The sequence below is a fragment of the Rhodanobacter sp. OK091 genome, assembly GCF_900142825.1.
Taxonomy (GTDB): Bacteria; Pseudomonadota; Gammaproteobacteria; order Xanthomonadales; family Rhodanobacteraceae; genus Rhodanobacter.
This window is the reverse complement of record NZ_FRCH01000001.1, coordinates 357,978-384,325: the sequence shown is the minus strand read 5'-3', so window position 1 is coordinate 384,325 and position 26,348 is coordinate 357,978. Positions and strand designations below refer to the sequence as shown.

At 63.8% G+C, this 26,348-nt stretch carries 26 protein-coding genes; 14 read left to right on the top strand and 12 right to left on the bottom strand.

The features are described 5' to 3' along the window. Positions 1-166 precede the first annotated feature (166 nt). Positions 167-586: a DUF1801 domain-containing protein gene (locus tag BUA26_RS01915; protein ID WP_072759941.1), complete on the top strand. Its 420-nt coding sequence runs from the start codon at positions 167-169 to the stop codon at positions 584-586. Positions 587-624: 38 nt separating this feature from the next. On the opposite strand, the gene BUA26_RS01910 is transcribed toward BUA26_RS01915, so the two are convergent. Next, complete coding sequence (locus BUA26_RS01910) at positions 625-1,938, bottom strand: MFS transporter (RefSeq protein WP_072757399.1); 1,314 nt, start codon at positions 1,936-1,938, stop codon at positions 625-627. Positions 1,939-2,011: 73 nt separating this feature from the next. Then, the gene (locus BUA26_RS01905; protein WP_072759940.1) at positions 2,012-2,479 is read right to left on the bottom strand and encodes a FixH family protein; all 468 of its coding nucleotides are present in this window, start codon (positions 2,477-2,479) and stop codon (positions 2,012-2,014) included. A gap of 247 nt (positions 2,480-2,726) precedes the next feature. On the opposite strand from BUA26_RS01905, the gene BUA26_RS01900 reads away from it, so the two are divergent. Further along, the gene (locus BUA26_RS01900; protein WP_072757397.1) at positions 2,727-3,074 is read left to right on the top strand and encodes a YciI family protein; all 348 of its coding nucleotides are present in this window, start codon (positions 2,727-2,729) and stop codon (positions 3,072-3,074) included. Further along, positions 3,071-4,336 (top strand): RNA polymerase sigma factor, encoded by a 1,266-nt coding sequence (locus BUA26_RS01895; RefSeq protein ID WP_255368130.1) that lies wholly within the window; start codon positions 3,071-3,073, stop codon positions 4,334-4,336. The genes BUA26_RS01900 and BUA26_RS01895 overlap by 4 nt, the downstream gene beginning before the upstream one ends. 169 nt (positions 4,337-4,505) lie before the next feature. Here BUA26_RS01895 and BUA26_RS01890 read toward each other — a convergent pair whose 3' ends face one another. Both BUA26_RS01890 and BUA26_RS01880 read right to left on the bottom strand, forming a co-directional pair. Next, positions 4,506-5,708: a hypothetical protein gene (locus tag BUA26_RS01890; RefSeq protein WP_255368129.1), complete on the bottom strand. Its 1,203-nt coding sequence runs from the start codon at positions 5,706-5,708 to the stop codon at positions 4,506-4,508. A 428-nt stretch (positions 5,709-6,136) separates the two neighbouring features. Beyond that, positions 6,137-7,075 carry a LysR substrate-binding domain-containing protein gene (locus tag BUA26_RS01880; protein ID WP_072757393.1) on the bottom strand — a complete coding sequence of 313 codons (939 nt, stop codon included), beginning with the start codon at positions 7,073-7,075 and terminating at the stop codon, positions 6,137-6,139. Between the two features lie 102 nt (positions 7,076-7,177). Between BUA26_RS01880 and BUA26_RS01875 the strand changes: the two genes are divergently transcribed. Beyond that, entirely contained in the window at positions 7,178-8,293 is a 1,116-nt protein-coding gene (locus BUA26_RS01875) for a twin-arginine translocation signal domain-containing protein (protein ID WP_072757392.1), read from the top strand. Between the two features lie 62 nt (positions 8,294-8,355). Here the strand turns inward: BUA26_RS01875 and BUA26_RS01870 are convergent, their stop codons facing one another. Further along, on the bottom strand, positions 8,356-8,748 hold the full coding sequence (locus BUA26_RS01870; protein WP_072757391.1) for a hypothetical protein: 393 nt from the start codon (positions 8,746-8,748) through the stop codon (positions 8,356-8,358). A 221-nt stretch (positions 8,749-8,969) separates the two neighbouring features. Between BUA26_RS01870 and BUA26_RS01865 the strand changes: the two genes are divergently transcribed. From BUA26_RS01865 to BUA26_RS01855, 3 genes are all read left to right on the top strand, one after another. Beyond that, a complete protein-coding gene (locus tag BUA26_RS01865; protein WP_072757390.1) occupies positions 8,970-10,076 on the top strand; it encodes a sensor histidine kinase in 1,107 nt (368 codons plus the stop codon). Next, entirely contained in the window at positions 10,073-10,861 is a 789-nt protein-coding gene (locus BUA26_RS01860; RefSeq protein WP_072757389.1) for a LytR/AlgR family response regulator transcription factor, read from the top strand. Before BUA26_RS01865 ends, BUA26_RS01860 begins: the two co-directional genes overlap by 4 nt. 295 nt (positions 10,862-11,156) lie before the next feature. Further along, the gene (locus BUA26_RS01855) at positions 11,157-13,985 is read left to right on the top strand and encodes a TIM-barrel domain-containing protein (RefSeq protein ID WP_218587767.1); all 2,829 of its coding nucleotides are present in this window, start codon (positions 11,157-11,159) and stop codon (positions 13,983-13,985) included. 152 nt (positions 13,986-14,137) lie between these two features. Here BUA26_RS01855 and BUA26_RS20805 read toward each other — a convergent pair whose 3' ends face one another. Continuing rightward, on the bottom strand, positions 14,138-14,590 hold the full coding sequence (locus BUA26_RS20805) for a glycine zipper 2TM domain-containing protein (protein WP_072757387.1): 453 nt from the start codon (positions 14,588-14,590) through the stop codon (positions 14,138-14,140). A gap of 281 nt (positions 14,591-14,871) precedes the next feature. Between BUA26_RS20805 and BUA26_RS01845 the strand changes: the two genes are divergently transcribed. After that, positions 14,872-15,678, top strand: coding sequence for an SGNH/GDSL hydrolase family protein (locus BUA26_RS01845; protein ID WP_072757385.1), 807 nt, complete (start codon positions 14,872-14,874; stop codon positions 15,676-15,678). Between the two features lie 51 nt (positions 15,679-15,729). On the opposite strand, the gene BUA26_RS01840 is transcribed toward BUA26_RS01845, so the two are convergent. Beyond that, positions 15,730-16,785 carry a hypothetical protein gene (locus tag BUA26_RS01840; RefSeq protein ID WP_072757383.1) on the bottom strand — a complete coding sequence of 352 codons (1,056 nt, stop codon included), beginning with the start codon at positions 16,783-16,785 and terminating at the stop codon, positions 15,730-15,732. Between the two features lie 150 nt (positions 16,786-16,935). Between BUA26_RS01840 and BUA26_RS01835 the strand changes: the two genes are divergently transcribed. Continuing rightward, a complete protein-coding gene (locus BUA26_RS01835; protein ID WP_083572841.1) occupies positions 16,936-17,736 on the top strand; it encodes an AraC family transcriptional regulator in 801 nt (266 codons plus the stop codon). Positions 17,737-17,799: 63 nt separating this feature from the next. Here the strand turns inward: BUA26_RS01835 and BUA26_RS01830 are convergent, their stop codons facing one another. Then, positions 17,800-18,576, bottom strand: coding sequence for a hypothetical protein (locus BUA26_RS01830; RefSeq protein WP_178368516.1), 777 nt, complete (start codon positions 18,574-18,576; stop codon positions 17,800-17,802). Positions 18,577-18,712: 136 nt separating this feature from the next. Continuing rightward, the gene (locus tag BUA26_RS01825; RefSeq protein WP_072757378.1) at positions 18,713-19,588 is read right to left on the bottom strand and encodes a LysR substrate-binding domain-containing protein; all 876 of its coding nucleotides are present in this window, start codon (positions 19,586-19,588) and stop codon (positions 18,713-18,715) included. Positions 19,589-19,721: 133 nt separating this feature from the next. Between BUA26_RS01825 and BUA26_RS01820 the strand changes: the two genes are divergently transcribed. Continuing rightward, complete coding sequence (locus BUA26_RS01820; RefSeq protein WP_072757376.1) at positions 19,722-20,240, top strand: lipocalin-like domain-containing protein; 519 nt, start codon at positions 19,722-19,724, stop codon at positions 20,238-20,240. 43 nt (positions 20,241-20,283) lie between these two features. Here BUA26_RS01820 and BUA26_RS01815 read toward each other — a convergent pair whose 3' ends face one another. After that, on the bottom strand, positions 20,284-20,523 hold the full coding sequence (locus BUA26_RS01815) for a hypothetical protein (RefSeq protein ID WP_072757374.1): 240 nt from the start codon (positions 20,521-20,523) through the stop codon (positions 20,284-20,286). A 207-nt stretch (positions 20,524-20,730) separates the two neighbouring features. On the opposite strand from BUA26_RS01815, the gene bla reads away from it, so the two are divergent. Continuing rightward, positions 20,731-21,639: a subclass B3 metallo-beta-lactamase gene (gene bla / locus BUA26_RS01810; RefSeq protein ID WP_255368128.1), complete on the top strand. Its 909-nt coding sequence runs from the start codon at positions 20,731-20,733 to the stop codon at positions 21,637-21,639. Between the two features lie 81 nt (positions 21,640-21,720). On the opposite strand, the gene BUA26_RS01805 is transcribed toward bla, so the two are convergent. After that, complete coding sequence (locus BUA26_RS01805; protein ID WP_072757370.1) at positions 21,721-22,266, bottom strand: peroxiredoxin; 546 nt, start codon at positions 22,264-22,266, stop codon at positions 21,721-21,723. A gap of 229 nt (positions 22,267-22,495) precedes the next feature. Between BUA26_RS01805 and BUA26_RS01800 the strand changes: the two genes are divergently transcribed. The 3 genes from BUA26_RS01800 (at position 22,496) to BUA26_RS01790 (ending at position 24,523) form a co-directional block, all read left to right on the top strand. Beyond that, entirely contained in the window at positions 22,496-22,882 is a 387-nt protein-coding gene (locus BUA26_RS01800; protein WP_072757368.1) for a hypothetical protein, read from the top strand. A 275-nt stretch (positions 22,883-23,157) separates the two neighbouring features. Then, entirely contained in the window at positions 23,158-24,024 is an 867-nt protein-coding gene (locus BUA26_RS01795) for a bifunctional helix-turn-helix transcriptional regulator/GNAT family N-acetyltransferase (protein ID WP_218587766.1), read from the top strand. A gap of 70 nt (positions 24,025-24,094) precedes the next feature. Next, positions 24,095-24,523: a DUF3995 domain-containing protein gene (locus tag BUA26_RS01790; RefSeq protein WP_072757364.1), complete on the top strand. Its 429-nt coding sequence runs from the start codon at positions 24,095-24,097 to the stop codon at positions 24,521-24,523. A 43-nt stretch (positions 24,524-24,566) separates the two neighbouring features. Here the strand turns inward: BUA26_RS01790 and BUA26_RS01785 are convergent, their stop codons facing one another. Next, complete coding sequence (locus BUA26_RS01785) at positions 24,567-26,348, bottom strand: sensor domain-containing diguanylate cyclase (RefSeq protein ID WP_072757361.1); 1,782 nt, start codon at positions 26,346-26,348, stop codon at positions 24,567-24,569.

Sequence of the window (26,348 nt, the reverse complement as noted above, 5' to 3'; positions counted from 1 at the left end):
GGAGGCCGGGATCGCTCTACAACGGTCCAGAGCGATTCCTGCCTTCGCAGGAATGACGAGCAAAAAAAGCGACGACTACTCAATGCTCCTTATGTCAGCGAGGCGGCCGCGGGGATGCTCAAGCGACGGGCGAGCGACGTCAACCATGGAGACAGAGAAGGCCACGATGAAGAACGAGAAGATCGGCTCGAAAGAAGCAAGCCCAGGCAACACCCCTTCCCGGTTGATCGATGCGAGGATCGAGGAGCTGGGCGATTGGCGGGGCGAGACGCTCGCCCGGGTTCGGGCGCTGATCAAGCAGACCGTCCCCGATGTGGTCGAGGAGTGGAAGTGGCGAGGGGTTACGGTGTGGTACCGCGCCGGGATGATCTGCACCGGCGAGACGTACAAGAACGCCGTGAAGGTGACCTTCGCCAAGGGCGCCTCGCTGGCAGACCCTTCAGGCCTTTTCAACTCCAGCCTCGAAGGCAACACCCGGCGCGCCATCGATATCCATGAGACCGACAAGATCGATGAGAGGGCGCTGAAGGCGCTCATTCGCGCTGCCGTGGCATTGAACACGTCCAAAGAAAGCAAAGCGGTCTGAGACAAATCCTCGCGGGTTACTTGCTGGCTATATGTCTCTCACTGCTCTGCCGCCTGCTCGCGGGCATGAGCCCTGACCAGACTCGGCTGTGTCTCCGGCATGGTCAGCAAGACGGGCATGACGCCCAGGGCGACGGCGGCGATCATGGCGCCGGGCAGGGCGGTCCATCCGGTCAGCCGGATGAAAAGTTCGGCGAGGAAAGGCGTCAGGCCGCCGAAGATGGCGGTGGCTACCGTTACGCCAAGCGCCAGGCCGCTGAGTCGGCCTTCGCCGGGAAACTGCTCGGCGGTCGCCGGAGCGCCTACCGCGCTGACGCCGCCGGCGAGGCAGGCCAGCACGATCGCGCCGACAGCGATGTGCAGCTCGCCGCCGCCCGCCATCAGGCCGAACATCGACAACGGCAGCAGCATGCCGGCGACGCCCAACCAGATCAGCATCGGCTTGCGTCCGACCCGGTCGGAGAGCGCGCCCGCCAGAGGCGTGACCAGGATGACCGCCACCGCGGCAAGGGTCGACAACCAGAGCGAACGGCCTTCGGCGAGGACACCCGACGAGCTCAGGAAAGCCGGTACATACGTGATACCGACGTAATAGGTGATGGAGCCCAGCGCCGAAATGGTGAAAGTGCGCAGAAGTGCGCGGCGATGGTGGGCGAGCGTGTGGCGGAGGGGAGACTCGGGCACCGTCTGTTGCTTCACCTGGCGCAGGAAATCCGGCGATTCTTCCATGGTGGAGCGCGCGATCAGCACGCAGCCGGCCAGCGCTGCGCCCACAAAGAACGGAATACGCCAGCCCCAGGCGTCGAGACGGACGGTGCTCATCGCGCCGACCACCAGTGCGGAGATCGCCACCGCCATCAGCGCGCCGATCTCGCTGGCGGCGGATGCCAGCGAGGTGATCAAACCGCGTCGGTCCTCGCGCGCGCCTTCCAGCAGGTAGGCGACCACGCCCGTATATTCGCCGCCGACCGAGAACGCCATGAAGCAGCGCAGCAACAGCAGCAGCGCGCCGGCCGCGGGCCCGATCGCGGCATAGTCGGGCAGCAGCGCCGTCGCAAGCATCGCCAGCGTCATCAGCATCATCGACAGCACCAGCGTGCGCTGCCGCCCGATGCGGTCGCCGATGTGCCCGAACACCATCGCGCCCAGCGGCCGCATGCCATAGGAAATGGCGAACCCGGCCAGCGTGGCCAGCAGCGAGTTGTTGCCGCCACCGAAGAACACCCGCGACAGCACCGTGGCGAAGTACAGGTAGAGCGTGAAGTCGTACCACTCCACCACCGTCGACAGCGCCGCGACCACCATCGAGCCACGCGAGACTTCGGGGGCGCTGTGCTTTTCAGTCGAAGTCATTGAGGCGCGTTGCCGGAAGCGGAGAGGTGTCGGGGACAATACCTGACGCAGCCGAGGCGATGACGATGCCGGATCAGCGCAGTGGTTCCGTCGCCAGGTCGCCTCTGCACGGGATCGGCGCGCCATCCTTGCCGAAGACCTGCGTAAAGCTCGTGCCGTTGCGGTTGATGACGACACCACCGACGCATTGCTGGTTTCGGTCCAGCCGGTAACTTTCCTGCACGCGAAGCTCTTCCTGCCGCTGCCTTTCCAGGCGTACGGCTTGCTCCGCCTGGTACTGGCGGGCCTGCTCGTTCACCTGCTGGTACGTGTCGGACAAGTCTTCGCGTTGCTGCTTCAGGTCGGCCGCCAGCTGTGCCCGGGATTGCTGGGCATGAGCCTTGGCCTGTTGCGCATCCAGCTCGGCGGAGCGGGCGGAATCGCGCATGACCTCATCGGCGTGGCGTGCCGCGAGGTACTGGGAGAGTCCATTCCAGGCCAGCACGGCGACGATCAAGCCCGCCACGCCAGCCCCGATTTTCCACGACAACGGCATGACCATGACACCCATCCCCAGCAAGATTGTGGAAAATCCCGCACCGCCCGTAACCCGACGAAACTCATCTTGAGTCGAAACAGTCTAGCTGCGAAAAGTCGCGGAGAACGTCGACACCGTACAGGGAACAGGAGGATAGGTCGGTTTGGGGGCGGTCGACGATAAGATCGGCCCTGTCCAAATCGCCAAACCTCGCGCGTCATGGGAATGGCGGCGCACACTGCCCGCCGATCACTCATTGTGGAGAATCCCGATGCAATACCTATTGATGCTGTATTCGAACGAAAACGGTTGGTCGCAGATGACGCCGGCCGAACAGGAACAGGGCGTCGCGGCCTACGGGGCATATACGCAGGCGCTGAAGACGGCGGGTGTACTGGTCGGCTCGAACCGCCTGCAACCCAGCACGACCGCGACTACCGTGCATGTGGCGGACGGCAAGTCGCAGGTATTGGATGGTCCCTATGTAGATTCCAAGGAGCAGTTGGCTGGCTACTACCTGATCGATGTGCCTGACCTGGATGCCGCACTTGCTTGGACCGCGCGCTGCCCCGGCGCGAGCCATGGCACGATCGAAGTGCGGCCGGTCTGGTACATGTGACGTTGGATAGCGCGGCGCAGGCGCGCAGTACCGCGGACGCCGTCGCGCGCCGCAGCTACGGCAAGCTGGTCGCCTTTCTGGCCGCCGCCCTGCGTGACGTGGCGGCGGCCGAAGATGCGTTGTCGGAAGCGTTTGCCACGGCGCTGGCGGACTGGCCGCTCAACGGTTGTCCCGCGAATCCGGAAGCCTGGTTGCTGACCGTGGCGCGGCGTAAAGGAATCGATGGCCTTCGGCGCCGCCGCAGCGGCGAAGCTGCGGCCGCGCAGTTGCAGATACTGGCAGAGCTCGACGAGGCAGCGTCGACAGTGGTGGGTGACGCGGCGATTCCGGATCGACGCCTGGCGCTGTTGTTCGCCTGCGCGCATCCGGCCATCGATGCCGGCATCCGCGCACCGTTGATGTTGCAAGCCGTGCTCGGGCTGGATGCGAAGACCATCGCGTCGGCGTTTCTCGCGTCGCCGAGTGCCATGGGCAAACGCCTCGGACGCGCGAAACAGAAGATCCGCGAGGCCGGTATCCGGTTTGCCATCCCTGCATGCAATGAGTTGGCCGGGCGGCTGGACGGCGTGCTGAATGCGATTTACGCCGCTTTTGCGGAAGGCTGGAGCGATCCCGACGGCACCGATGTGATACGGCGCGATCTCACCGCGGAAGCGCTTTTCCTCGCCGGCCTGGTGGCCGGGCTGCTGCCGCAGGAACCGGAAGCGCTGGGCCTGCTGGCCTGCATGCTGCACGCGGAGGCGCGCCGTCGCGCGCGCCGCAATGCGGATGGCGACTACGTGCCGTTGGCCGAGCAGGATATCGCGCTGTGGGATGCGGCGATGATCGACGAGGCCGAAACGCTGCTGCTGCGTGCGAGCGCGCTGGGCCATATCGGCCGTTATCAACTCGAAGCGGCGCTGCAGTCCGCGCATGTCGAGCGTCGCCGCAGCGGGCGCACCGATTGGACCCCCGAGGTGCAGATTTACGACGCGCTGCTCGCTCTCTCCGGTTCGCCGGTGGTCGCCCTCAACCGCGCGCTTGCCATCGCGGAACTGCAAGGTCCACGCGCTGCACTCGAGATCGTGGATGCGCTTGCCGCCGACGGCAGGCTCGTCGATTACCAACCCTACTGGGCGGCACGCGCGGCACTACTGGCCAGAACCCATGCCTATCCCGAGGCTCGCGATGCCTTCGACATCGCGATCGGCCTTGCTAGCGATCCCGCCGTCCGGCGCTTCCTGCAGGGACGCCAGGCGGTATTGCCGCACTGCGGGGAATGAGGTGTCAGGGACAATTCCTGGTAAGGATTCTCTGGCGACGATTCTTCGCCGGTCTTCTTCCATCAACGAGCGATGTGCGCTCACTCCCGCCATGAGGCGGGATGTGAGCGCCGATTTCCAGGCGGGCGGCATGCATGCCGCCCGCCCGTAAACAGCCGCGGACTGTTCATCAGAACCGATACTGCGCACCGACCGACCACAGGCGTCGAGGTTCTAACTGCAAGCCGTTGACGCGTTGCCAAATCGGCAGCTGGACGAAGGCAAAGGCATCGAGCCGTGGCGTGATCTTGATGCCGATGCCGGGGCTGAGGTAAGCCAGCGTTGCGCCACTGTTGGGACGGTCGGCTTGCGAGCCGCTTTCGCGCTGTTCGCTATGCAGGTTGAGCTGCAACTGCGGCACGAAACGGCCAGCATCGAGATAGCGCAGACCGAAGTTCACGTTGAGCGAGTTGCCGGGCCGGAAGTGAGCACGCGCATCCAGAGCGATCTGTGCCATGGCCTGTCCGAAGTAGCCGATCGACTGGCTCAGATACCCCGACTTGTAGACGCCCAAGAGCGCGTCGGTGGTGCCAGTGCCCAATTGCAGGCCGCGATCGAGGCGTGCGCCGGCCTGCGGGCCGGATTCAAAATTCTGAGTGAAACGCCCCGTGGGGAGCTTCAATCCGAATTGCAGGCCTATGCCAGCGTCGTCGCTGATGCCCTGATAACGCGCCAGTACTCGCAGATCGCCGATGCCGCGGGCGTTCGATGTGGAGATGTCGGTGTCGCCGGCGGCGATCGTCTGGTGATGGCGGTCGGTATACGGCAGCTGGACCGACAAGCCCCAGTAGCGCGAAAAATTGTAGTCGGCACCCAGCAGCGTTACGCGATTGATCGTTTTCTGCTGCACCTCCTGGTCGGCCGGAAATGAGATCGAAGAGCGGCTGATCGTATCCGTTCCGCTGACGAGCTGTGATTGGTCGAAATAATCTTCGCGCACGCTCAGATGCAGACCGGTGGTGATGGCGTAGCCCTGACTCGACCAGTCCGAATTGAGCGAACAGCCGCAGGTGGAGCAGGCATTGGCCAGCCCTGGTGCGAGCACGCCGGCGATCAATGTGATGGCAACGGCGCGCCTGGGAACGGTGTGCAGCGGGCGTGGCAACGAGCGCGCCTCGAGGCGCGGGCGATCAGCAAGAATGGACATGGTTTTCCTTGGAATTCGATAACGCGGAACGACACGGCTTACCGTGTCAATCGGAAAAATCAGGCGCTCACGAAAACGGGTGGACCACGGGGGGCGGCGGCGAGCGGGGTATGCCGCGTCCACGGCAACGTTTTGGGGATGCTGTGCGGGAGAGCGACAACAGGCGGAAGCAGATGTGGCAGCCACGCCGTACCGGTCAGCGTCGGACTATGACTGAGCAGCCCACAGTAGCCGCACTTTTCCATCGGATGGCCGTGCGGTGGCGGCGATGACGGATGCGTCATGTCGTCACTATGGCCACCGCACGAAGCGCCAGGAGCCGATGTGGACCGCAAGGACGGCAGTGTCTGCGATACCACCGGCACGACGATCGTGAGCCACATGGCGGCCATAGCCAGCCAGGCGACAAACCTTCGATGTGTGCGCGACCGAATCACTTCTCAGACCCCGATAAAAACCACTGGATCATCCTGCCGCGGGATGAGCGCTCATCATCCCATCTGAAAATCCCAAGCACGCTGTGACACAGCGTCGCGCTTCAAGCCGAGGAGGCCCGAAAAAGTCCTGAGCCAGCCTGCTTGGAAGTGTCCGCGCGGACAGGATAGAACCCGTTGTTACGGTTCGACGATGACCGCCCGGCGGATGTAGTGATCGGCGGCATCGCGGTCGCGCGACGCTTCGTCGCACAACCAGTCGCGAAACCGGGTGATCTTGCCGCTGTGCTGCCGGGCGACGGGGCAGGTGAACCAGAACGTGCGGCCATCGCCGGCGACGGCGTCGTGCGCCGGTACCAGCCGGCCGGCCTCGATCTCGTTGCGGAACAGGATCGGCGAGCCGATCGCGATGCCGTGGCCGGCGATGGCCGCGGCGATGTCCAGGTATTCGGCGGACAGATGGGTGCCGAACCGGCCGTGCAGCACGACGTCGTCGAAACCCCGCGAGCGGTACCACAGTGCCCACCAATCGGATCGGCCCAGCAGCGGGACGTCCAGCGAGCTTCGGGGGTCGGCGATGCCCGCGGCAGCGTTCTTCAGCGCCGGTGCGCACAGTGGCATGAAGATGCTGGGAAACAGTTCGACCGTGCGCAGACCGGGCCAGCGGCCGTGGCCGTTGCGGATGGCCGCGTCGAAATGGCCGGTGCTGAGGTCCTGGGCATCCGGCGACAGGTCGAGGTCGAGCGCGATCTCCGGATGCTTCGTGCGGAAGCGGCCGAGCTTCGGTGTCAGCCAGCTGGTGCCTAGAGTAGGCAGCGTGGTCAGCGACAGTCGGGCTTCATCGAGGTTGGCGGCCTTGATGAAGCTGGCGCGCAAGGCGGCGAAGGCGTTGATCGCTTCGCGCGCGACCCACTGGCCGGGCTCGGTCAGTTCCACGCGCTGCGGGTAACGCGCAAACAGCCTTACGCCGATCTGCTCTTCGAGGCGTCGCACGTGGTAGCTGACGGAGGCCGCTGTGGTGTCGAGCTCCTGCGCCGCTCGCGCAAAACTGCCGAGGCGGGCCGCGGTCTCGAACGCGCGGATGGCCAAAAGGGACGGGAAGCGGCGCTGGTCGACCATAAGTCTGCCTTATGCTGAGGCCCCGCTTTCGCGTGGTCAACTGCGCGGCGCATCCACCATCATCCAGGTCCCGTCCCTGGTGGACTCGCAAGGATCTGTCCCATGCCTCCCCATCGTTCCAGTCCGTTTTCGCGCCGCGCGTTCCTCAGGGTCATGGCGATGGCCGGTGGGGCCGCGGCACTCGGCCTGCCGGAGTGGATTGGGGCCCGGCCTGCTTCGCGCGAGATGGCGGGTGGCGTCGCCCAGGATGCTGCCGCACACGCGCGCGACTGGGCCTGGTTGGTCGGCAACTGGGACGTGTGGCATCGCCGGTTGAAGGAGCGGCTGGTCGGCGACACGCATTGGCAGACGTTTTCGGGCCGCAGCGCGTTGTGGCTGGTCATGGATGGCCAGGGAACGATCGACGACAACGTGGTTGCGCTACCCGGCGATCCCTACCGCGGACTTACTTTGCGCACGTTCGATCCAAGCACCGGCAAGTGGTCGATCTGGTGGCTGGACGGGCGCGACCCGACACACATCGATCCACCCGTGCTGGGCGGTTTTCACGCTGACGCTGGCACGTTCATCGGCCATGACACCTTCAAGGGTCGTCCGATCACGATGCGGTTCCGATGGAACGACATCCACGGCTCGCGGCCCTGGTGGGAGCAGGCTTTCTCCGCCGACGACGGCGCCAGTTGGGAGGTCAATTGGCGCAACTACTTCACGCGCACGTCCGCCGTGCCCACGCCGTTGCCCAAGTTGGCGGACGCGCCGCGCGACTACGATTTCCTGGTCGGGTCGTGGAAGGTACGGCACCGCCGCCTCCGGCATCGCCTGGTCGGCAATCACGACTGGGACAATTTCGACGGCACGCTGGTCAACTGGCCGGTGCTTGGCGGTAAAGGCAACGTGGGAGACAACGTCATGGCGTTGCCCTCTGGCACGGTGCGCGGCATCGGCCTGCGCGCCTTCGATCAGGCGACTGGGGAGTGGCTGAGCTGGTGGATCGACAACAGGACGCCTTCGGTCATCGATCCACCCGTGCGCGGCCGGTTCATGGAGGGCACCAGCACCCTCATCGGCGACGACCATCTGGACGGCCGTCCGATCAAGACACGCGTGGTGTGGTCGCGCATCACTCCGCACTCGGCGCGCTGGGAGCAGTCCTGCTCGGCCGACGGCGGCGCGACCTGGGAGCTGAACTGGGTCAGCGATTTCACCCGAACCGCCTGAGGACATTGAGCCGAACGGACAGCGGGCCGGAAAGTTCGGGACGTTCGGACGAACTCCGTCCTTCAAAGGGTTCCCGACGCCAGCTCCATTTTTTGCGAGCTACCGTCGCGCGGCATCAGGCGCAAGCCCTGGTAGCGACAAGCGTCGATTCGAGGGTAGAGCAAGGTGCGGCCATTGCGGAAGGTCACCCGTATGTCGCGCAGGCATCCGCCGTCGGGAACGTCGACGGTGATCGAGGTCAGTCCACCCTGCAGCGGTTCGCCTAGCGCGATGTCGTGGAAGGTCTCGCTGCCGGTGGGCGCGATGGCGAGTGCGGTCACGCTGTTCGAGGTGTCGTTGACCACGTTGAAATGCCGCGCGACGTGGCGATTGCCGCCGGCATGCACAGGGTCGGCGAGCAGGAAGGCCATAGCGGCGAGCATGGTGGTGAAAGCGGCGGCGCGGGTCGTTTGCATGGCGGCTGTCCTGGTGGGATGAGGGAGCGCCGACGGCACGTGCAGCGCATGGCGCGCGTACCGTCGGCACCGCCATCGGACCGGATCGGCGGCGTTCCACGAAAGCGATCCGTGACGAATCGTCGTGGTGCGGTGGCGAATCGTAGTGGCGGTGCGAATCGCTTTGCAGCGCCGGGTGCAACGCCTAGGATGGGGCGACGATTTCCCCTGGACACTCCGCGATGAAGGTTCGCCTCGGTAACACGGACATCGGCCTGGGCCGCTATCTCGGCTTGTGGACGGCCGTGGTGGTGGTGTTCGCTGTGCAGTGGTTCATGCGCGATGCCCTCAACGGGCATACGTGGTCGCCCTTCGCCTACCTGCGCTGGTCGATGATCCAGTGGTATACGTGGGCCGCGTTGGCGCCGTTGGTGTTTCGGCTGGCGGTGAAATATCCGATCCAGAGTCCGGTGCGCCTGCGCGGGCTGGGCACGCAACTGCCGGCGAGCCTGGGTGTGACCTTGCTGGCGATGGTGATCGGCGCCATCGTCTCCACGCCGTTCGAGCCAAGCTCTTTCGATGAGCAGATGCGGCAGTTTCTCGGCCAGCATGTCGCCACCGGGCTGCTCACGTACTGGGCGCTGTTTGCGATCCAGCAGGCCATGCAGTTCCATGCCGAAAAGACCCGCCGCGAAGTGGAAGCCAGCCGGCTGGCGACAGAACTGGCGCAGTCGCGGCTGCAGGCGCTGAAGTCGCAATTGCAGCCGCACTTCCTGTTCAACACGCTGCACGCGATCGCGACCTTGCTGGACGAGGACACCACGTTGGCCGAGGACATGCTGCTGCGCCTCAGCGAACTGCTGCGCGCGTTCCTCGAGGACTACGATGGACAGGAGATCAGCCTGCGGCGGGAACTGGTGCTGCTGGATCTCTACCTCGGCATCCAGCGCATGCGCTTCAAGGATCGCCTGACCACGCAGATCTATGTCGCGCCGGATACGCTCGATTGCGCGGTGCCGAGCCTGATCCTGCAGCCGATCGTGGAAAACGCCATCCGTCATGGCATCAGCGAGCGCGTCGGCGCGGACTGTATCGAGATCGAGATCCGGCGCGAGGGCGACAGCCTCTGCGTCGATGTGCGCAACCGCAACAGCACGCTGGAAGCCGGATCGGCATCGGGGCATGGCATAGGACTGTCGAACACCGGCCTGCGCCTGCGCGAGCTCTACGGTGATGCGGCGCAAGTGCGGCTGGAGATGATCTGGCCGCAAGGTGTGGTCTGCCGTATCCGCTTGCCGTTTCGCGAGGTCGAGGAGTCCGACGACGCGCCCGAGGTCGCGATCGCGTGAGCATCGCCACCCTCGTGGTGGACGACGAGCCGATCGCGCGCCATGCGATCGTGCGCCTGCTGCGCGACGATCCGGACATCGAGTTGCTAGGCGAGTGCGGCGACGGCGTGTCGGCGGTGAAGGCGATCCGCAGCCAGTCGCCCGATCTGGTGTTCCTCGATATCCAGATGCCCGCGATGAACGGTATGGATGTGGTGGCGACCATCGGCGCGGCACGCATGCCGGCGACGGTGTTTGTCACCGCGTTCGAGCAGTACGCGGTGCGGGCGTTCGAGGCCAACGCGGTGGACTATCTGGTGAAGCCCTTCGGTCGCGAGCGCTTCGGCGAATCGCTGCTGCGCGTGAAGACGCGGCTGGCCGCCGGCGAAGCCATGCGTGGGCCGGCCTCCGCCCGGATCATGCAGGCGCTGGACGCGCTGCGCCGGCGCGACAACCACCTCGAACGCATCCCCGTGCGTATCGACGAACACATCACCTTCGTCGATGTTCAAGACATCGTGTGGATCAAGGCCAGCCGCAACACCGTGCAGATCCACCTGGCCGACAGCGTGCACGAGCTGCGCGAAACCATGACCGCGCTGGCCGAACGCCTCGATCCGAAGCAGTTTGCGCGGGTGCACCGCTCCGCCATCATCAACGTCCGCCGCGTCAAGGCCATCCACCCATGGTTCAACGGCTACCACGTCATCACCATGGATACCGGCCAGAAGCTGCGCATGAGCCGCTACCAGCACGAAACGTTTCTGCGGTTGGTCACGACCGGGGGCGAGGAGCGGACGGAGTAGGGTGCTGGTACGACCTGACCCGCCACTACCCTGAGGAAACCTAAAAAAACCGGCTGTTGCTCGTCATCCCAGCGAAAGCTGGGACCCAGCGCCCCCGGGTTTCAATGAATCGGAGGCACTGGATTCCGGCTTTCGCCGGGACGACGGTCCAAATCGCGGGTTTTCCGAGGGGTCCACGATTGTTGTAACTTTGGCCGGCGCCGTTATGGCGACGAGAGCGGCGACAGGTTTCTCGCAACATCGCGCTTTGCGGCAGCCATGCGTCGCTCCTGATGGGTCAGACGAGGGCATCCGAATGAATTCTCACCGCATCCTCGGCCGCGTCATGACATGGCTGCTCGTCGGACTGGTTCCGGCGTGCTTGGTGTCCTGTGCCCGATCTCCGGGCAAGCCCGATGTCGCCGTCGCGGAGGTTGGGCCCACCATCGTCGTCGGTGATGCCCGCTTCGAATTTCTCACCCCGTCGCTGGTGCGGATGGAATACTCCGCGTCCGGCGCATTCGTCGATGCGCCCACGGCAGTGGTGCAGAAGAGGGACTGGCCGGTGGTCCAGGTCCGGTCGACGCAGAAAGACGGCTGGCTGATCGCCACCACCAGCGCCATGACCTTGCGTTACCGGCTGCAGTCCGGCCCGTTCGCCGCATCCAACCTCAAGGTGACCTGGAACGATCCCGCCGACGGCACGCACGACTGGCACCCCGGCGACGTGGATACGCGGAACCTGGGCGGGTTGACGTATTCCCTGGATAACATCAGCAAGGCCAACCTGCCGCCGGGCCGGATGGATATCGACAGCCCGATCAACAACATCATCCCGGGGATTGACGTGCTGTTGCCCAAGGCCAAGCCCGGGCTTTTGAGCCGCAGCGGCTATGCGTTCATCGACGACAGCGGCACCCCGGTATGGAACGCGCGGAAAACGTGGATTGAACCGCGGCCGCAGCCGAACGGCCAGGACTGGTACCTGTTCACGTACAACCGCGATTACCGGAAGGTGCTCGACGAGTACGCGAAGTTGTGCGGGCCGGTGCCGATGATTCCGCGATTCACGCTGGGCCCCTGGATCACCGATCTCAATTTCGAATATTTTCCGGACTCGGTGCAGTCCAGGCAGCCGGCCTTCAAACGGTATGACCAGCAGCGCCTCGAGCAGGAGCTTGCGCGGCTGCGCGACAATCACATTCCGTTCGACACGCTGGTGCTGGATTTCGCCTGGCACAACTATGGCTGGGAGGGCGGCTATGACTGGAGCCCGCTGATACAGCATCCCCGCCAGCTCATGCGCTGGCTGCACAGCCAGGGCATCAAGCTCAGCCTCAACGATCACCCCGGCTACGCCAACACCGACGAAAGCATCTTGTCGTTCAAGGACAGCCATGCGCCGGAAGCACTCGAGGCGCTAGGCCGGCCGCTGCCCCCGAAGCCTTCGTTCGACATGGATATTTCAGGACGGTGGAAGTTTTCTGCCGACCCGAACGATCAAGGCCTAGACCACCGCTGGTTCGCGGCGGATCACGACGACAGGCGCTGGAAGCCGATAAGCGTGGGCCTGCCCTGGCAGGACCAGGGCTTCAAGACTTATCGGGGTGTCGCGTGGTACCGGACATCGGTGCGACTGCCGGCAAAACTTCCCGACACGCTGTACGTCACTCTGGGCGAGGTCGGCAAGACGTACCGGATCTTCGTCAACGGCACGGAGGTGACGCACAGCAAGGTGCAGTGGCCGCAGCGGCTGACTTATGCCGACATCACGCCGTATGCCAAGGCGGGCCGCACGAATGTGATCGCCCTGCGCGTGGAGCCGGGCGAGGCCGGTGGTGGCCTGCTTGCCGGGCCGGTCGCGATCCGCAACGTCAAGCCACCGGAGCGCATCTATTTCGATCTGTCGAACCAGCAGCAGGCCGATGTCTTCATGCGCAACCTGCACAAGCCGCTGATGCAGGAAGGCGTGGACGTCTGGTGGGTCGATGGCGGCGGCGGCGCGGTCGACATGCCGGGCCTGAACAAGCAGCTGTGGACCAACAAGGTTTTCTACGACTACACCTTGCCCAAGGGCGATGAGCCGGGCGTCGCGCAGCGCGGATTCATCCTCAGCCGCTACGGCGACTGGGGCAGCGAGCGTTATCCGGCGTTCTTCACCGGCGACGCTTATTCGGAGTGGCCGGTGCTTGCCTACGAGGTCGCTTTTACCGTGCGCGGTGGCAACGTGCTGGTGCCGTACATCAGCAACGATATCGGCGGGTTTCACGGTGCGAAAATCGACTTCGCCATGTATGCGCGCTGGATCGAGTTCGGCACCTTCAGTCCGATCCTGCGCATGCACAGCGCCCACGCCAACCCGCTCGAGGGCAACATGCGCATGCCCTGGGTCTACGGCAGCCGGGGCATCGCGCTGATGAAGAAATATTTCACCTTGCGCACCCAGCTGATTCCCTATCTGTATACGTACACCTGGCAGGCGCACAACGACTCGATGCCGATCCTGCGGCCGCTGTACCTGCAGTACCCGGACCTGGAGCAGGCCTACCAGCATCCCCACGAATATTTCTTCGGCAAGGACATGCTGGTGGCACCTGTGCTCGACGAAAGCGGCAACCGCACCGTCTATCTGCCGCCCGGCCAGTGGATCGATTTCTTCAACGGCAAGCGCTATCAAGGCGGCACCAGCTTCACCGCGCACTACGCCGTGGACGATATGCCGGTGTTCGTTCGCGCGGGGTCGATCATTCCCGAACAGGCTGTAAGCGATTATTCGGACGCCAAGCCACTGAACACCGTGATCCTCAATGTCTACGGATCGGGCAAGGGCAGCTTCGACCTCTACGAAGATGACGGGATATCGCTCGCCTACGCCCAGGGCCAGTACGCGCAGACGCCGATGACTTATGCCACGGGCAGCGACGGCTCCCATCAGTTCGTCGTCGAACCGACCAGTGGTTCGTTCAAGGGCCAGGTGCAGGCGCGTTCCTACGAACTGCGCATCCATGCCACGGACAAGCCGCCGTCGATTTCGGTCAACGGCAAAGATGCGGGCCAGTGGAGCTGGAACAGCAGGGACACCACGGCAACCGTCATGCTGCCCCGTCAAAGCATCCGCAACAGGATTGTCGTGACATGGCCGTGATCGACAGGCAAGCCATCGCGCGAAACTGAGGTCGGACCCATCCGACCAGTTGCCAGCAGATGAGCGGGAGCGAGATCGGCGAGGAAACGCCCGACGCGCGGATCAGGCTCGGCGTGGCGTGCCTGATCCGCGTTCGCTCTGGCTTTCGGCTGTCAGCGGATGCGCACGATCTCGCCGTTGGGACCTACCTGCACCACGTCGCCCTCGCGGATGCTGCTGGCGTCCGGGACCTGGACGTTGGAGTAGCTACCGTTGCCCATCTTCAGGCGCACCGTCCAGCTCTCGCTGCCGCCGCGAGTGCCGATCGCGTGCCCGGCAAAGCCACCGCCGACAGCGCCGCCGACGGTGGCGAGCTTGCGGCCATTGCCCCTGCCGACCTGGTTGCCCAGTACACCGCCGGCGACCGCGCCGATGATCGCGCCGGCCGTACCGTGCTGGCTGCCCTGGGTGACGTTGTGTTCGATGCTCTGCACGGTGCCGCACTGGTCGCAACGCAAGTAGATGCCGTCGGGGCGCATGAGTACGCCGCTGGACGACTGTGCCCGGGCGTTCGATATCCCGGTCAGGGCGAGGGTGGCGGCGACGAGCAGGGTCAAGGCTTTCATAGCGGGCTCCGGCAGGTTTCAGAAGATGGACGAGGATACGCCCGATAGTTCAACCGAGCGTTAACATTCGAGGGCCCCAATGGGTTTCGGTGACCATCGTAGCTGGCCGCTGTCACCACTCGGAACAGTCGACGACCAGAGGCGGCTCGGTACGGGGCGGATACTAGGCGAGAACCGGGCGAAAAAACGGTTGGAAGAGGAAACCCCAGACTTGACCCGAGCCCTTTGCGCGGACAGGTACACTCGGTAGCTCCTCGAACCTGGCATGGAGACCCCAGCCGATGAAGCTTCCGTCGACCCTTGGTATTGCCTTTGCGTTGCTCATCGGTATTCCCGTTTCGTCGCCCGCCACGGGACAGGCGGCGACATCAGCTGCATCGGCGCCGGTCGCCATCAATCCCATGTACACGGTGCCGGCGTCATCGCTGACCACAGAGCAGGTCGCGTCCATGCAGCAGGAGTTGGCGGACTGGCCACAGTTGGGCCGCTACCGTGCCGACAACGCGCAGCTGGCGCCGCCTGCGTCGGGCCAGCCGCGAGTCGTCTTCTACGGGGACTCCATCACGGATGCCTGGGGCCGCGCCAAGGGCACCACCTTTTTCCCTGGCAAGCCCTACGTCAATCGCGGCATCTCGGGGCAAACCACTGCGCAGATGCTGCTGCGCTTCCGCCAGGACGTGATCGATCTACGCCCGGCCGCGGTGCTCATTCTCGCCGGCACCAACGATATCGCCGGCAACACCGGTCTCGCCACGCTGCCGATGATCGAGGACAACTTCCGCTCCATGACGGAGCTGGCCCAGGCCCACCAGGTCCGGGTCATCCTCGCCTCCGTGCTGCCGGTGAGCGACTACCCCTGGCACCGGGGCCTGCAACCGGCCGACAAGGTGCGCACTCTCAACGCCTGGCTCAAGCAATACGCAGCCTCGCGCGGCGCCATCTATCTCGACTACTACAGCGCGCTCGCCAACGCACAGGGCGGCATGGACTCCCGCTTGGCCAGCGACGGTGTGCACCCCACGCCTGCGGGCTACGCCGTCATGGCGCCGCTGGCGCACCAGGCGATCGACGAGGCCCTGAAGCACTAGAGCGCGGACTTCGAGCAGCTCTGCTGCGGAGATGCCGAGAGCGGAGCGCTCTCAGACCAGCAAACCCGCATGCGGGTTGGGTCCAAAGGTGGCCGCGTCGCCGAGCCGAAGCGCCGCTGCGACGTAGGCCCACAGCGCTTCGGGCGGGGGCGCGTGTTCGGGCGGCGAACCATCGGGGCGTTGGCGTCCGATGGCGCCGGTCCTGACATATTTGCCGATGACGGTGGCGGTGCCGCCCTGGGCATGGTCGGCGCCCGGGAGCGTGCGGCTGAACTCGCCGGTCAGCAGCGTCACGATGTTGCGGCCTGGCATAGTCATCACGCGGCTGAGGAACATCGCCAGCGACGGCGTGATCGGCGCCATGATTTCGCGCGCCACTTTTCCGATGTCGTCGTGATGAGTATCGAACTGCCGGTCATGCCGCCCGGTGTAAGCCGGTTGTGCGAAGACAACGCCGGCGCCTTCGTGAACCAGTGCTTCCACAGCGGCGAAAGTCGAACGTTGGCCATCGACGGCGGCGTTTCCACCGGGTACGCCATAAGCCTCACGGATGTCATTGAGCCGTGCTGCCGAAAGAGTGCGGCGAGCATCGTCGAGTTTCACGATGTGCTCGAAGCCTATCCCGCGTTCGGTTGCAGGGTTCGGCGAGATGCCGACCGGCAGGCCCAGATTGTTGACGATGGCGCAGGGCACCGCGCTGTGCGGCATCGCCGCGGCCATCTGCAGTAGTCGGCTGCCCGAACCGGTCTGCAGTACCGCGGACCGTGCGTCATTGTGCGAATAGAGCCCGTGCCTGAAATGCACCGATGCCATGTGCGCCAGCGCCACGTCGGGCAGGGCGCCCAGCGAACCGGCATCCACGTAAAGCCCATTGCCCAGCGCATGGACATTGTTCTGCGTCACACCGAACGCGCCATTGGCGAGGAAGGCATCGGCGCTGTTGAACAAGCCGGCGGGTCCTCCGTTCAACCAGAACACCACCAGGGTCGGCCGTTCGACGGCGCGATGTGTTTTCGCCAGCAGGTCGACACCGCCCAGCGCAAGAGTGCCGGCCAAGGCCGCGCCCGCCTTGAGCAAGGTGCGCCGTGTGATCGCAGGAGTGTTCATCGGATGCCTCGGTCTTTCCAGGACGCTGTGAACAAAAACCAATGCCCGGCGTTGCGGCCGCTCATGGAAGTCGCCTGCAAAGACAGGCTTGCCCGCACCAGGGGTTCAGACATAGCCTAGGACGTCCGTCTTTCGAAAGGTGGCCATCTTGTGTCGCGTTTCAGACAGCAGTCCGCCCGTGTGCCGTCATGGCCGATCACGGCGCTCGCCAAGAACTACCCGCAGGGATGGCATGTAGCGAAGCATCGGCATCGCCGTGGGCAGCTCATCTATGCCAAGTCCGGCGTGATGCACGTGACCACGCGCGAAGGGATATGGATCGTGCCGCCGCAACGTTCGTTGTGGATACCGCTGGGCATGGAGCACGAGATTCACATGGAAGGGCAGGTCTCCGTGCGCATGCTGTATCTCGATCGTCCCACGAGCGCATCGTTCGGGCCGCATTGCAAGGTATTGGCGGTATCGGCGCTGCTTCGGGAGCTGGTTCTGGCCGCGGTGCAGGCGCATGTGGACAAGGCGCACGAGCGCATGACGATCCTGATCCCGTTGCTGTTGCACGAGCTGCACACGGCGGACGAAACGGCCTTCCATATTCCCGTGCCGGCGGATCCGCGCTTGAAGAACGTGTGTCGGCGTTTGCTTGCCGGAACATCTCACGTGGAGACACTGGAGCAGTTGGCGGCGCGTGCCGGTGCAAGCAGCCGCACCTTGGCACGGCTCTTCGAGAAGGAACTGCAGATGTCGTTCGTGCGCTGGCGTCAGCATGTCCGGCTGGCCAGGGCTCTCAGCCGGATGTGCCTGGGGCATTCCATCAAGACGGTTGCGCGGGACGCTGGATACGCGAGCTGCAGCGCCTTCAGCAGCATGTTTCATCGCGTGCTCGGCGTCACGCCCACCGACTACATGAAGCAGGCAATGGAACCAGGCGGCGGGCGCTCGCGGTCGCGTTGATACGCGTCGATGGGGGCGAATCTGGAAGCAGGTAGCTGCCCGGTTTTCCGTCATGCACTGTGTTCAAAGACCGCTTTCGATACGTGTACCGTCCTCCAACTGCACCGACTTCGGTTTCCAGATCACGGTGAATCGGCCAGGCGGCGAATCCATGAAGGCGCGCTGTCGGTCATTCGCTTGCCGGTGGAGGTTGGCGCAACGGATTTCCGTGTGGCTGGCCGGATCGATCCTGTTCTGTGGCCCCACATCGATCCAGCAAAGATCGAGTGGAAGGGTCGCCTCGCGGTCCGTGGCCTCGAGCGAGCCGGTCACCGCAACGATCGCCTTGTTGCCGAGATTGTGCAGCGACACGGTAACGACGAAGACGGTGGCCTTGTCGCTCGGAAGTGCCGATATGATGCCATCGACCGGCTCGCGCGGCTTGATCAGTTGACGCGGCGACAGGATCTCGGCGCGCTCGACATCCGCTTCGACCAATGCACGCAGAGGCGCCATCGCTTCGTCGCGCGCGGCAGCATTCTTCGCTGCCACGGCTTCTTGCGCGTCGCGCTTGATGTCCCAGGCTTTTTCAAGGGCGATGGCTTGCGCAAAAGTGCGCGCGGTGAACGGCTGTTCGGGGTCAGCCATCGACGGCAGCAGAACATCGCCATTGCTGCGTTTGACATAGGCCTCGACCAGGGCGCGGTCGTCGGCCTTCAGGCGTTGTAGCGCGGATTCCACCGACGAAAGATCCGTTGTTCCGAACGGCAATGCGGTTCGCATCGGATCGTGACTGCGATGCATGAAGAAGGCCAGCAGAATGACGGCAGCACTGGCGCATAGAATTCGCATGAAGCTCAAGATTCAATCCCCTGGCGTGGTGTTGCGATGATATAGAGAGCCTTGTAGCGGATATGGCGATCGGCGGCGCCCATGGCTGGCCACAGCATGCGCAGGTGTGGGCGGTCGGGATTATCTCAGTGAGGAACGTGCGTTCTTACAACCCCAGATTGCCGATGGCATTGTCGATCACTACGCGTTCAAGTTGGCTCAGCGCAGGGGACGACTCGCCCTGTCTCGAATGAAGGCACAGTTCAACGATAGGCAGAGGTGGCAGGTCATGCCTTTCGTCGAGTCGCATGAGAAACGGCGGTATGCCAGCCGTCGTTCTCAACGTAATGCCGAGTCCGGCCGCTACGCCGGCCCAAAGACTGTGCAAGCTCGCCGTGGTGTAGGCCAGCCGCCAGGAAATGGAAGCCTTGTCGAGTGCCTCGATCCCTGCGCGGCGAAAGAAACAAGGCGAATGGTAGAGCGCCAGATCCAGCGGCGCGTCCGGCCGTAGGACGGCATCCGAACCCGCAGGCCCGATCCATGTCATGGGCAGAGTGGCCAGGCGCCTGGCATCGGGGCGGCTGCCGTAGCCCATCGCCAGAACGAGGTCGAATTCGCCGCGGTCCAGCCGTTCCAACAAAGCGCCGTTGCGTTCTACTTCGACATCTATCCGGACCGCCGGGTGTGCTTTCCTGAATTGGCCCAGCGCGGCGGGCAGCCATGTTTCGGCGAAGTCGCCAGGCAAGCCGAAGCGCACCACGCCTTCTACCGATGTGCCAGCAGCGGCGCTGACGGCTTCGTCGTTGAGGTCAAGGATGCGGCGTGCATAGGAGTGCACCAATTCCCCCGTTTCCGTCAGCACCACAACGCGCCCTTGCTTGCGAAACAAAGGCTGGCCCAATTGACCTTCCAGCTTGCGCATTTGCTGGCTCACGGCCGATTGGGAACGACCGATTTTTTCCGCGGCACGGCCCAAGCTGCCCAGTTGCAGGATCGCAACCAGCGTTCGCATGGCATCCATATCGAGATTGGGTAGCGACATTAGTTCAATTTTTCTAATGATATTGTTTTGAATTATCGAATTTTCTTAAGTATGTGAGGAGCCTACCATCTGGATGCTCACGCCGGCACTTATCCACTGCTGATTGCCTCGCCAACACAGGAAAGCCCGACACATGAAAGTTCGTACAGCTCGCACCCACAACGTTCTTGCCATGCTTTTCGCCACGGGCTCGCTCTGGGCGTCGAGTGCCTTCGCTGCCTCGCCAACCGATGTGTCGTCGCTGGCGGGAAGCTGGACCTTGGTGGCGGCGGACGTCCAGCATCCCGACGGTTCGCGAGCGCCAGATTTTGGCGCCAAGCCAACGGGACTGCTGCTGATCGACAGGCAGGGACACTATTCGCTGCAGATCTTCAAATCCGAGCGACCCAAATTCGGTTCGGGCGACAAGGCGAAGGGAACAGAGAGCGAGTACAAGGCTGCCGTCATGGGCTCGAGCACCCACTTCGGCACGCTCAGTATCGAGCCGGGCGATGGTGCTCTGGTCTTCCACATAGAGGGCGCTTCGTTTCCCAATTGGGAAGGTCAGGCGCAAAGCAGGCACTACGAGCTCAAGGACAACGTGCTGAGCTACCGCGTGACGCCGCGCCCGAACGGCGATGTGCCGATCTCGGTCTGGCAGCGGATCGATTGAAGTTGCGGGACAGGTGGCCGTCCATTTCAGGCGGCCAGGCGGCCTATCCGCCGCAACCGCCGCAACAGATCGATGGCAACTCCACCACTTGATGCGGTTCCACCCGGCAGCCAGCCTGTCGAATCAAGCCGAGCAAGTCCGTCATCGGGATGTAGGTAGCTATCCTCAAGGTGTTGCCGTCCTGCGCCATGGCCACGATCACTGCCGGATCGAGGTCGTACAGGACATCCTCGATGGCGCGCAGATCCGTCTCCACGCCGGCCATGTCAATGTGATATTCCATCGCGGGCCTCTCGATCGCATCGACGCCATGGCGGCGCCGGCGCCATCATCTCCCGGACCCGCCAGCCACTACCTTGACCCTGGTCAGTGCGGAGCGATCATGGAAACGCAGCCTGCACGACCGGTGTCCGCAAAGCGTCAGGATTTCGCCTGTCGCGGGTCAGGTATGGAAGCGATGCTGCGCGCTTTACGACCACGGAGCTCTCTCATGATGTCGCTACGCTTTCTGGCAGGCGCTACGCTGATGCTAAGCCTGATGCTGCCTGCCGCCCACGCGGAACAGCCGTCGGCGAATACGTCCCACGGCTTCGATCGGCAGCAATGGAACGCGCCGCAGAAGCCGTTCCGCATCTACGGCAACACCTGGTACGTGGGGCCTTACGGCCTGTCCTCGATCCTGCTGGATACGGGGCAGGGGCTGGCGCTGTTCGACGGCGACCTGCCGGAGTCGGCGCCGGTGATCGAGGCGAATATCCGCGCACTGGGGTTCCGCGTGCGCGACATCAAATGGATACTCAACTCGCACGCGCATTCCGATCATGCCGGCGGCATCGCCGCATTACAGCGCGACAGCGGCGCGCAGGTGCTGGCCAGTGCGGCCGGCGCGCGGGAGATGGCGCTGGGTGGTGCCGATCGCGACGATCCGCAGTACGGCGACCTGCCCGACTATCCGCCGGTGCACCACGTGCGGGTGTTGCGCGACGGCGAGGTCGTGCGGCTGGGCGGCGTGGCGATCACCACGCACTACACCCCGGGACATACGCAGGGCAGCACCTCATGGACCTGGACCTCGTGCGCGGACGGTCGCTGCCTGCGCATGGCCTATGCCGACAGCTTGACGGCGATCAGCGCGTCCGGCTTCCGTTTCAGCGACGACCCTGGCCGCGTCGCGGCTTTTCATCGAGCGATCGCCACCGTGGCCGCATTGCCCTGCGACATCCTGCTCACCCCCCATCCCGACGCCAGCGACTTCTGGCAGAAGGTGGCGCGACGCAAGTCGGATACCGACGCAGCTCCGTTGATCGATGCCGGCGCCTGTCGTGCCTATGCTGCAAACGCCGGGAAGAAGCTGGATGCGAGGCTGGCGCAGGAGCATGCCGGGACGGGGACGAAATAGTTCGACGCGCCAACGCGTGTGCGTACGACCTCCCCGCCGGCTTGAGGCAAGCGGCGGATTCCAGCCGGCGGCTCCAGTGCTTTATTTCTGGAGCGCCTTCACCGCGTCCAGCGTCTCCTGCACGTGCTTCTTCGGGCTCAGGCTCGAATAGACGTGCGTGATCTTGCCCGACGGGGCAATCACATATGAGGTGCGGTCCGACCAACCGGGCCGCATGAGCAGCAAGGCGTCATATTGTTTGGCAATCTTCGCGCCATCATCGGCGGCGACCGGGAACTTGCCGCCGCAATGCTCGGTTTCCTTCGAAAAAGCCGCCAGCTCCGAGATATTGCCGGCGGTGACGCCGATCACGGTGGCATGCTGCGCCTTGAACTGGTCGAGGGCCTCCGAGAACAGGTGAGCCTCGATGTTGCAGCCTGACGTGTGTGCGGCCGGGAAGAAGTAGACCACTACGGGGCCCTTCTTCAAGGCATCGGCGAGCTTGAACGTGAAGGGCTGGCCGGCGAGGTAGGCCGGTGCGGAAAAGTCGGGCGCCTGGGCGCCTTCCTTCAGTGCGGCGAACGCCGGCGACGCGAGGGTGGCGGTACCGACTAAGGCGATGGCTGCGAATTTCAACAAGGCGTTCATTGGGGGGATTCCTCTGGCTGACAAGTCATCTGGTTTATACGCTAGAAGTGCCTGGTGGATGCCGTAATAACCCACGAGTTCAGGCCCATTATTCGCCGACCCGGCCGCACAGATAGTGGACATGGCTGCTTTTCTCCGAGCTCCGCCGCCGGGCGGAAGTTCTGGTATGTTGGCACCGGGGAACGCGCTTACATGTCCATTCGCATCTATCCCGCGGGAGGTCAGCCACATGGGCCACGACAAGTCACGCTCAAGCGTTTCGGTCGGCACGGTCGACTGGAATGATCCGAATCTGGATGCACTGCTGCAGAAAGTCGACGGCTGGAGGCTCGAGAACCGTAGCGACCAGCCGCTGCAGGAGGTGCAGATTCATGTCAGCTCCGGTTGGACGGCGAACTCCGTCATCAGCAAGCCTGCGCAGCTGATTTCGATGGATGAGCAAACCATGGTGCTGGTGACCCGGTTTCCAGTTCCGCAAGGAGATCACGTGCGCGTGGATAGCCAGCGTGTCGACGGCACGCATACGGTATGGGCCTGGATGGTCGAAGGACGCGAGGGTTACCGCGCCGGGGATCGCGAGCACGGCCTGTTCCTGAACAGGTTGCGTATCGGCTGACGTCCGCTGCAGCGCGACCCCAGCTTTCCCGGCAAGGCCAGGTCAAGCAACGCCGTATCGGGGCATGCTCGTCCTGCGCAACCGAATCTTGAAACCGGCTTCCTACAGCCGTGTGGTCACTTAGCGCGGGAAACAGCAACTTGGATCTTCAAAGTCTGGCCCCCGAGCCGGTTTGGAGTTGACATGATCATTTATCTGACTATAGTCAGGTAATGGAAACAGAACAGTTCCAGCAGGTTCGCCGTTTCAACCGCGTCGTCACGGGGCGGATCGGCGTGCTGAGCGACAACTACCTTGGCAGCGGCCGCCCGCTGGGTGAGGCGCGGCTGCTTTTCGAGATCGGCAGGGATGGCGCGAATGTCCGCGATTTGCGCGAACGCCTGTCGCTGGATTCGGGCTATCTCAGCCGGCTGCTGCGCTCGCTGGAGCGGCAAGGCCTGGCGACGTCGCAGCGTGCTTCCGGCGACGCCCGGGTGCGGCGCGTCGCGCTGACGCCGAAAGGGCGAAAGGAGTGGAACGCGTTGGATCGGCGTTCGCAGGATCTCGCCGTTTCGTTGCTGGCTCCGTTGGGCGAGCGGCAGCGCGAGCGCCTGCTCGCGGCGATGGAAGAGGTGGAGCGGCTCATGCGTGCCTCTTCGGTAACGATCGAACCTGTCGATCCCGGCAGTGTCGACGCCCGCCGGTGCATCGAGGCGTACTTTCGCGAACTGGAGGAACGCTTCGAGGCAGGATTCGATCCCGCGCGCAGCACGTCGGCCGATCCCGGTGAGCTCGTGCCGCCGGCGGGGCTGTTCATCATCGCGCGGCTGGACGGGCAGCCGGTAGGCTGCGGCGCGCTCAAGGTCAACGGACGCCGGGTCGGCGAGATCAAGCGCATGTGGGTGGCGCCTTCCGCCCGCGGGATGGGCATCGCACAACGCCTGCTCGAGGCGCTTGAAAAGCACGCCGTAGAAATCGGTCTGGACGTATTGCAGTTGGATACCAACCGCAGCCTCAACGAAGCTCGTGCGCTGTATGCCCGCAACGGCTACGCGGAGATTCCTCCCTACAACACCAATCCGTATGCCCATCACTGGTACGAGAAGCGAGGATTGAAGCGGCAGAACAGCCCTGAATCAAAGCGAATTGGCGGGCGTCCATAGCGGGGCCGGAGCCTCTGGTTTTTTACGGATTTATGAGTGTGCGGCACCGCTCAACGCAAACATCGGAACCATGAATCTCCTCGTCGCACAAATCGTCAGCTTTGCCTTTGTTGCACTTGCCGCATGGCATTTCTACATGGCGCTCGTACCACGGTCCGGCAGACGTTCGGCGGTGCCCACCGTCGAAGGCCGGCCACTGTTTGTTCCATCCCGCAAGGCGACCGTCCTGGTCGGCGTGGCCTTGTTCTTTTTTGCCGGCCTCGTCGCGGCCACGGCTGGCATGGTGTCGGTCGGGCTTTCGCCTGTTGTGCTGTCCGGGCTCTCGTATGCTTTGGCCGTCGGTTTAATTGCGCGGGCGGTGGGGGAGTTCAAGTACGTAGGATTCTTCAAACGTGTCCGGGGAAGCCGATTCGCGACGCTGGATGCGCTGGTCTATTCGCCGGTTTGCGTTCTTCTCGCGATAGGCGTGGTCTTCGTTGCCTTGCGCCACGGCAGCTGAGCTTTCCTTCACTGCGATCATCTCGCCGAACCTACTCGAGCCCTCAGGCTTCGACCAGACCATCGTTCCCGGTATCGGCGATGACGCGATTGCGACCGGCCCGTTTGGCGCGATACAGCGCTGCGTCCGCTTCCGTGCAAAGCCGCAATAATTCGTAGCCGGAAGTGTCGGTAGAGGCCAGGCCGACGCTTGTGGAAATCGATATGACACATCCGTCTTTTTCCATCGGCGATGCTTCGATGGCGATCCGGATGCGATTGGCGATATCCATACCCTGATTGCGGCAGCACTCGTGCAGCAGGATGCCGAATTCCTCGCCGCCCAGACGGCCGAACAAATCGGCGGGGCGCAAGTGTTGCTGGCAGATGGCGACGGCATGCTTCAGCACGGCATCGCCCATGACATGGCCATGGGTATCGTTGACCTGCTTGAAGTGGTCCAGGTCGATCGATATCAGGCAGGCATGGCCGAGCTTCTTCTCCATCAGGTGCAGGACGCGACCCGCCTCGCTGATGAAGTGCTGGTGGTTGAAGATGTCGGTAAGTCCGTCGCGGGTGGCCATGCGCTTGAATCGCTTCTGCGAGTGCATGGTGCGGAACAGCCAGAGTCCGATGGCCGCCAGCAAGATGATCAGCAGTGTGATGTAGAGGCGGCTGGTCTCCGCAGCCTTGGCATCCAACGCTTGCTGCAACTTGAGGACGCTGTTCTGCTTGCTGAGCTCTTCGGTTTCCAGCTTGCGGGTCAAGACCTGCTGCTGGACCGTTTGATAGGCCAATGCTTGTGCAGCGACATCATCGAGCGAGCCCCTGGTCTGGGCGACATAGTGTTCGTAGTAGGCAAGCGCTGAAGCCGTGCTGCCGTGCCGCTTCGCGACCCGGTAGAGCACCTCGTAGGCATCCTTGAGATAGTCGTTGATGTCGTCCGGGCCGGCCATCGCCACGGCGGCGAGCGCAGCCTTGCGGGCGTCTTCGTCTTTACCTAGCTGTTCATACGCCTGAGCTCGCTGCACCTGCGCGGATAGCGTGTGCGGGTAGTAATGGTTGATCTGGATGCCAGGAGCTATCCGGTCGAGCAACGCTAACGTCTTGGCGGGCTGGTGTTCTTCCAGGTGGAGTGTGCCAAGGATGAGCTGCATAGCTGTCGCAACGATGGGCTGTCGAGCCGCCTCGCAGGTATCGATGGCTTGCGTAAGCTCCGGGCTGGAAGAGGTCAGCCGCTTGGCGCTCCAGAGCGCAGCAACCAGCTTGGAGCGCGGGTTGCATGAGGTCATACCTGGAGGAAGGGAGTCCTCCATCATATGAGCGTACTTGATTGCCAGATCCGTCTGTCCAGCCAGGTTCAACATCTGGGACAGGTAGCCGAGAACCTGGAGACGGACCGCCTTGTCCTGGATACGGGGCAGGTCGATCGTAAGCTGTTGGGCCAGCTTGAAGGCATCTTCGTAGCGACGACTGACCGCCAGGTTGTTCATGAGAAGCGCCGAAGCCTTGGCGGCAAGCGTCGGATCGCCCGAATGATCGATCACATCGTGAAGCGGCTTCTCCGCCGCGGCGTAATTGCCCTCCAGCGAGGACTCAAGCGCATCGAGATAGCGCAGGTGCCACTGCTCGGCCGTCGTCAGCGCGGGCGACTCGCGATGGATCTGCGCCAGCCGTTCGGCGAATTGGCGGTGATCCTGGATGCGCAGGCTCTCGGTTTGGTCGAGGAACGCGCTTGCATCGGTAATCCTGGGAGTGCCGGTGGCATGGCTTGCCTGCATCAGGGCGCAGAGAACCAGGGCCGCCAAGGCGGTCCCCGGTCTTCTGCCCTGCCGGCCGATGGGCAC

What these genes read in the sequence shown, in the direction of transcription:
- bla (WP_255368128.1), top strand. Translation starts at nt 20,731, where the DNA reads ATGATGTCGCTACGCTTTCTGGCAGGCGCTACGCTGATGCTAAGCCTG.
- BUA26_RS01880 (WP_072757393.1), bottom strand. Translation starts at nt 7,075, where the DNA reads ATGGTCGACCAGCGCCGCTTCCCGTCCCTTTTGGCCATCCGCGCGTTC.
- BUA26_RS01800 (WP_072757368.1), top strand. Translation starts at nt 22,496, where the DNA reads ATGGGCCACGACAAGTCACGCTCAAGCGTTTCGGTCGGCACGGTCGAC.
- BUA26_RS20805 (WP_072757387.1), bottom strand. Translation starts at nt 14,590, where the DNA reads ATGAAAGCCTTGACCCTGCTCGTCGCCGCCACCCTCGCCCTGACCGGG.
- BUA26_RS01855 (WP_218587767.1), top strand. Translation starts at nt 11,157, where the DNA reads ATGAATTCTCACCGCATCCTCGGCCGCGTCATGACATGGCTGCTCGTC.
- BUA26_RS01815 (WP_072757374.1), bottom strand. Translation starts at nt 20,523, where the DNA reads ATGGAATATCACATTGACATGGCCGGCGTGGAGACGGATCTGCGCGCC.
- BUA26_RS01825 (WP_072757378.1), bottom strand. Translation starts at nt 19,588, where the DNA reads ATGTCGCTACCCAATCTCGATATGGATGCCATGCGAACGCTGGTTGCG.
- BUA26_RS01845 (WP_072757385.1), top strand. Translation starts at nt 14,872, where the DNA reads ATGAAGCTTCCGTCGACCCTTGGTATTGCCTTTGCGTTGCTCATCGGT.
- BUA26_RS01875 (WP_072757392.1), top strand. Translation starts at nt 7,178, where the DNA reads ATGCCTCCCCATCGTTCCAGTCCGTTTTCGCGCCGCGCGTTCCTCAGG.
- BUA26_RS01910 (WP_072757399.1), bottom strand. Translation starts at nt 1,938, where the DNA reads ATGACTTCGACTGAAAAGCACAGCGCCCCCGAAGTCTCGCGTGGCTCG.
- BUA26_RS01915 (WP_072759941.1), top strand. Translation starts at nt 167, where the DNA reads ATGAAGAACGAGAAGATCGGCTCGAAAGAAGCAAGCCCAGGCAACACC.
- BUA26_RS01820 (WP_072757376.1), top strand. Translation starts at nt 19,722, where the DNA reads ATGAAAGTTCGTACAGCTCGCACCCACAACGTTCTTGCCATGCTTTTC.
- BUA26_RS01900 (WP_072757397.1), top strand. Translation starts at nt 2,727, where the DNA reads ATGCAATACCTATTGATGCTGTATTCGAACGAAAACGGTTGGTCGCAG.
- BUA26_RS01865 (WP_072757390.1), top strand. Translation starts at nt 8,970, where the DNA reads ATGAAGGTTCGCCTCGGTAACACGGACATCGGCCTGGGCCGCTATCTC.
- BUA26_RS01870 (WP_072757391.1), bottom strand. Translation starts at nt 8,748, where the DNA reads ATGCAAACGACCCGCGCCGCCGCTTTCACCACCATGCTCGCCGCTATG.
- BUA26_RS01840 (WP_072757383.1), bottom strand. Translation starts at nt 16,785, where the DNA reads ATGAACACTCCTGCGATCACACGGCGCACCTTGCTCAAGGCGGGCGCG.
- BUA26_RS01790 (WP_072757364.1), top strand. Translation starts at nt 24,095, where the DNA reads ATGAATCTCCTCGTCGCACAAATCGTCAGCTTTGCCTTTGTTGCACTT.
- BUA26_RS01905 (WP_072759940.1), bottom strand. Translation starts at nt 2,479, where the DNA reads ATGGTCATGCCGTTGTCGTGGAAAATCGGGGCTGGCGTGGCGGGCTTG.
- BUA26_RS01805 (WP_072757370.1), bottom strand. Translation starts at nt 22,266, where the DNA reads ATGAACGCCTTGTTGAAATTCGCAGCCATCGCCTTAGTCGGTACCGCC.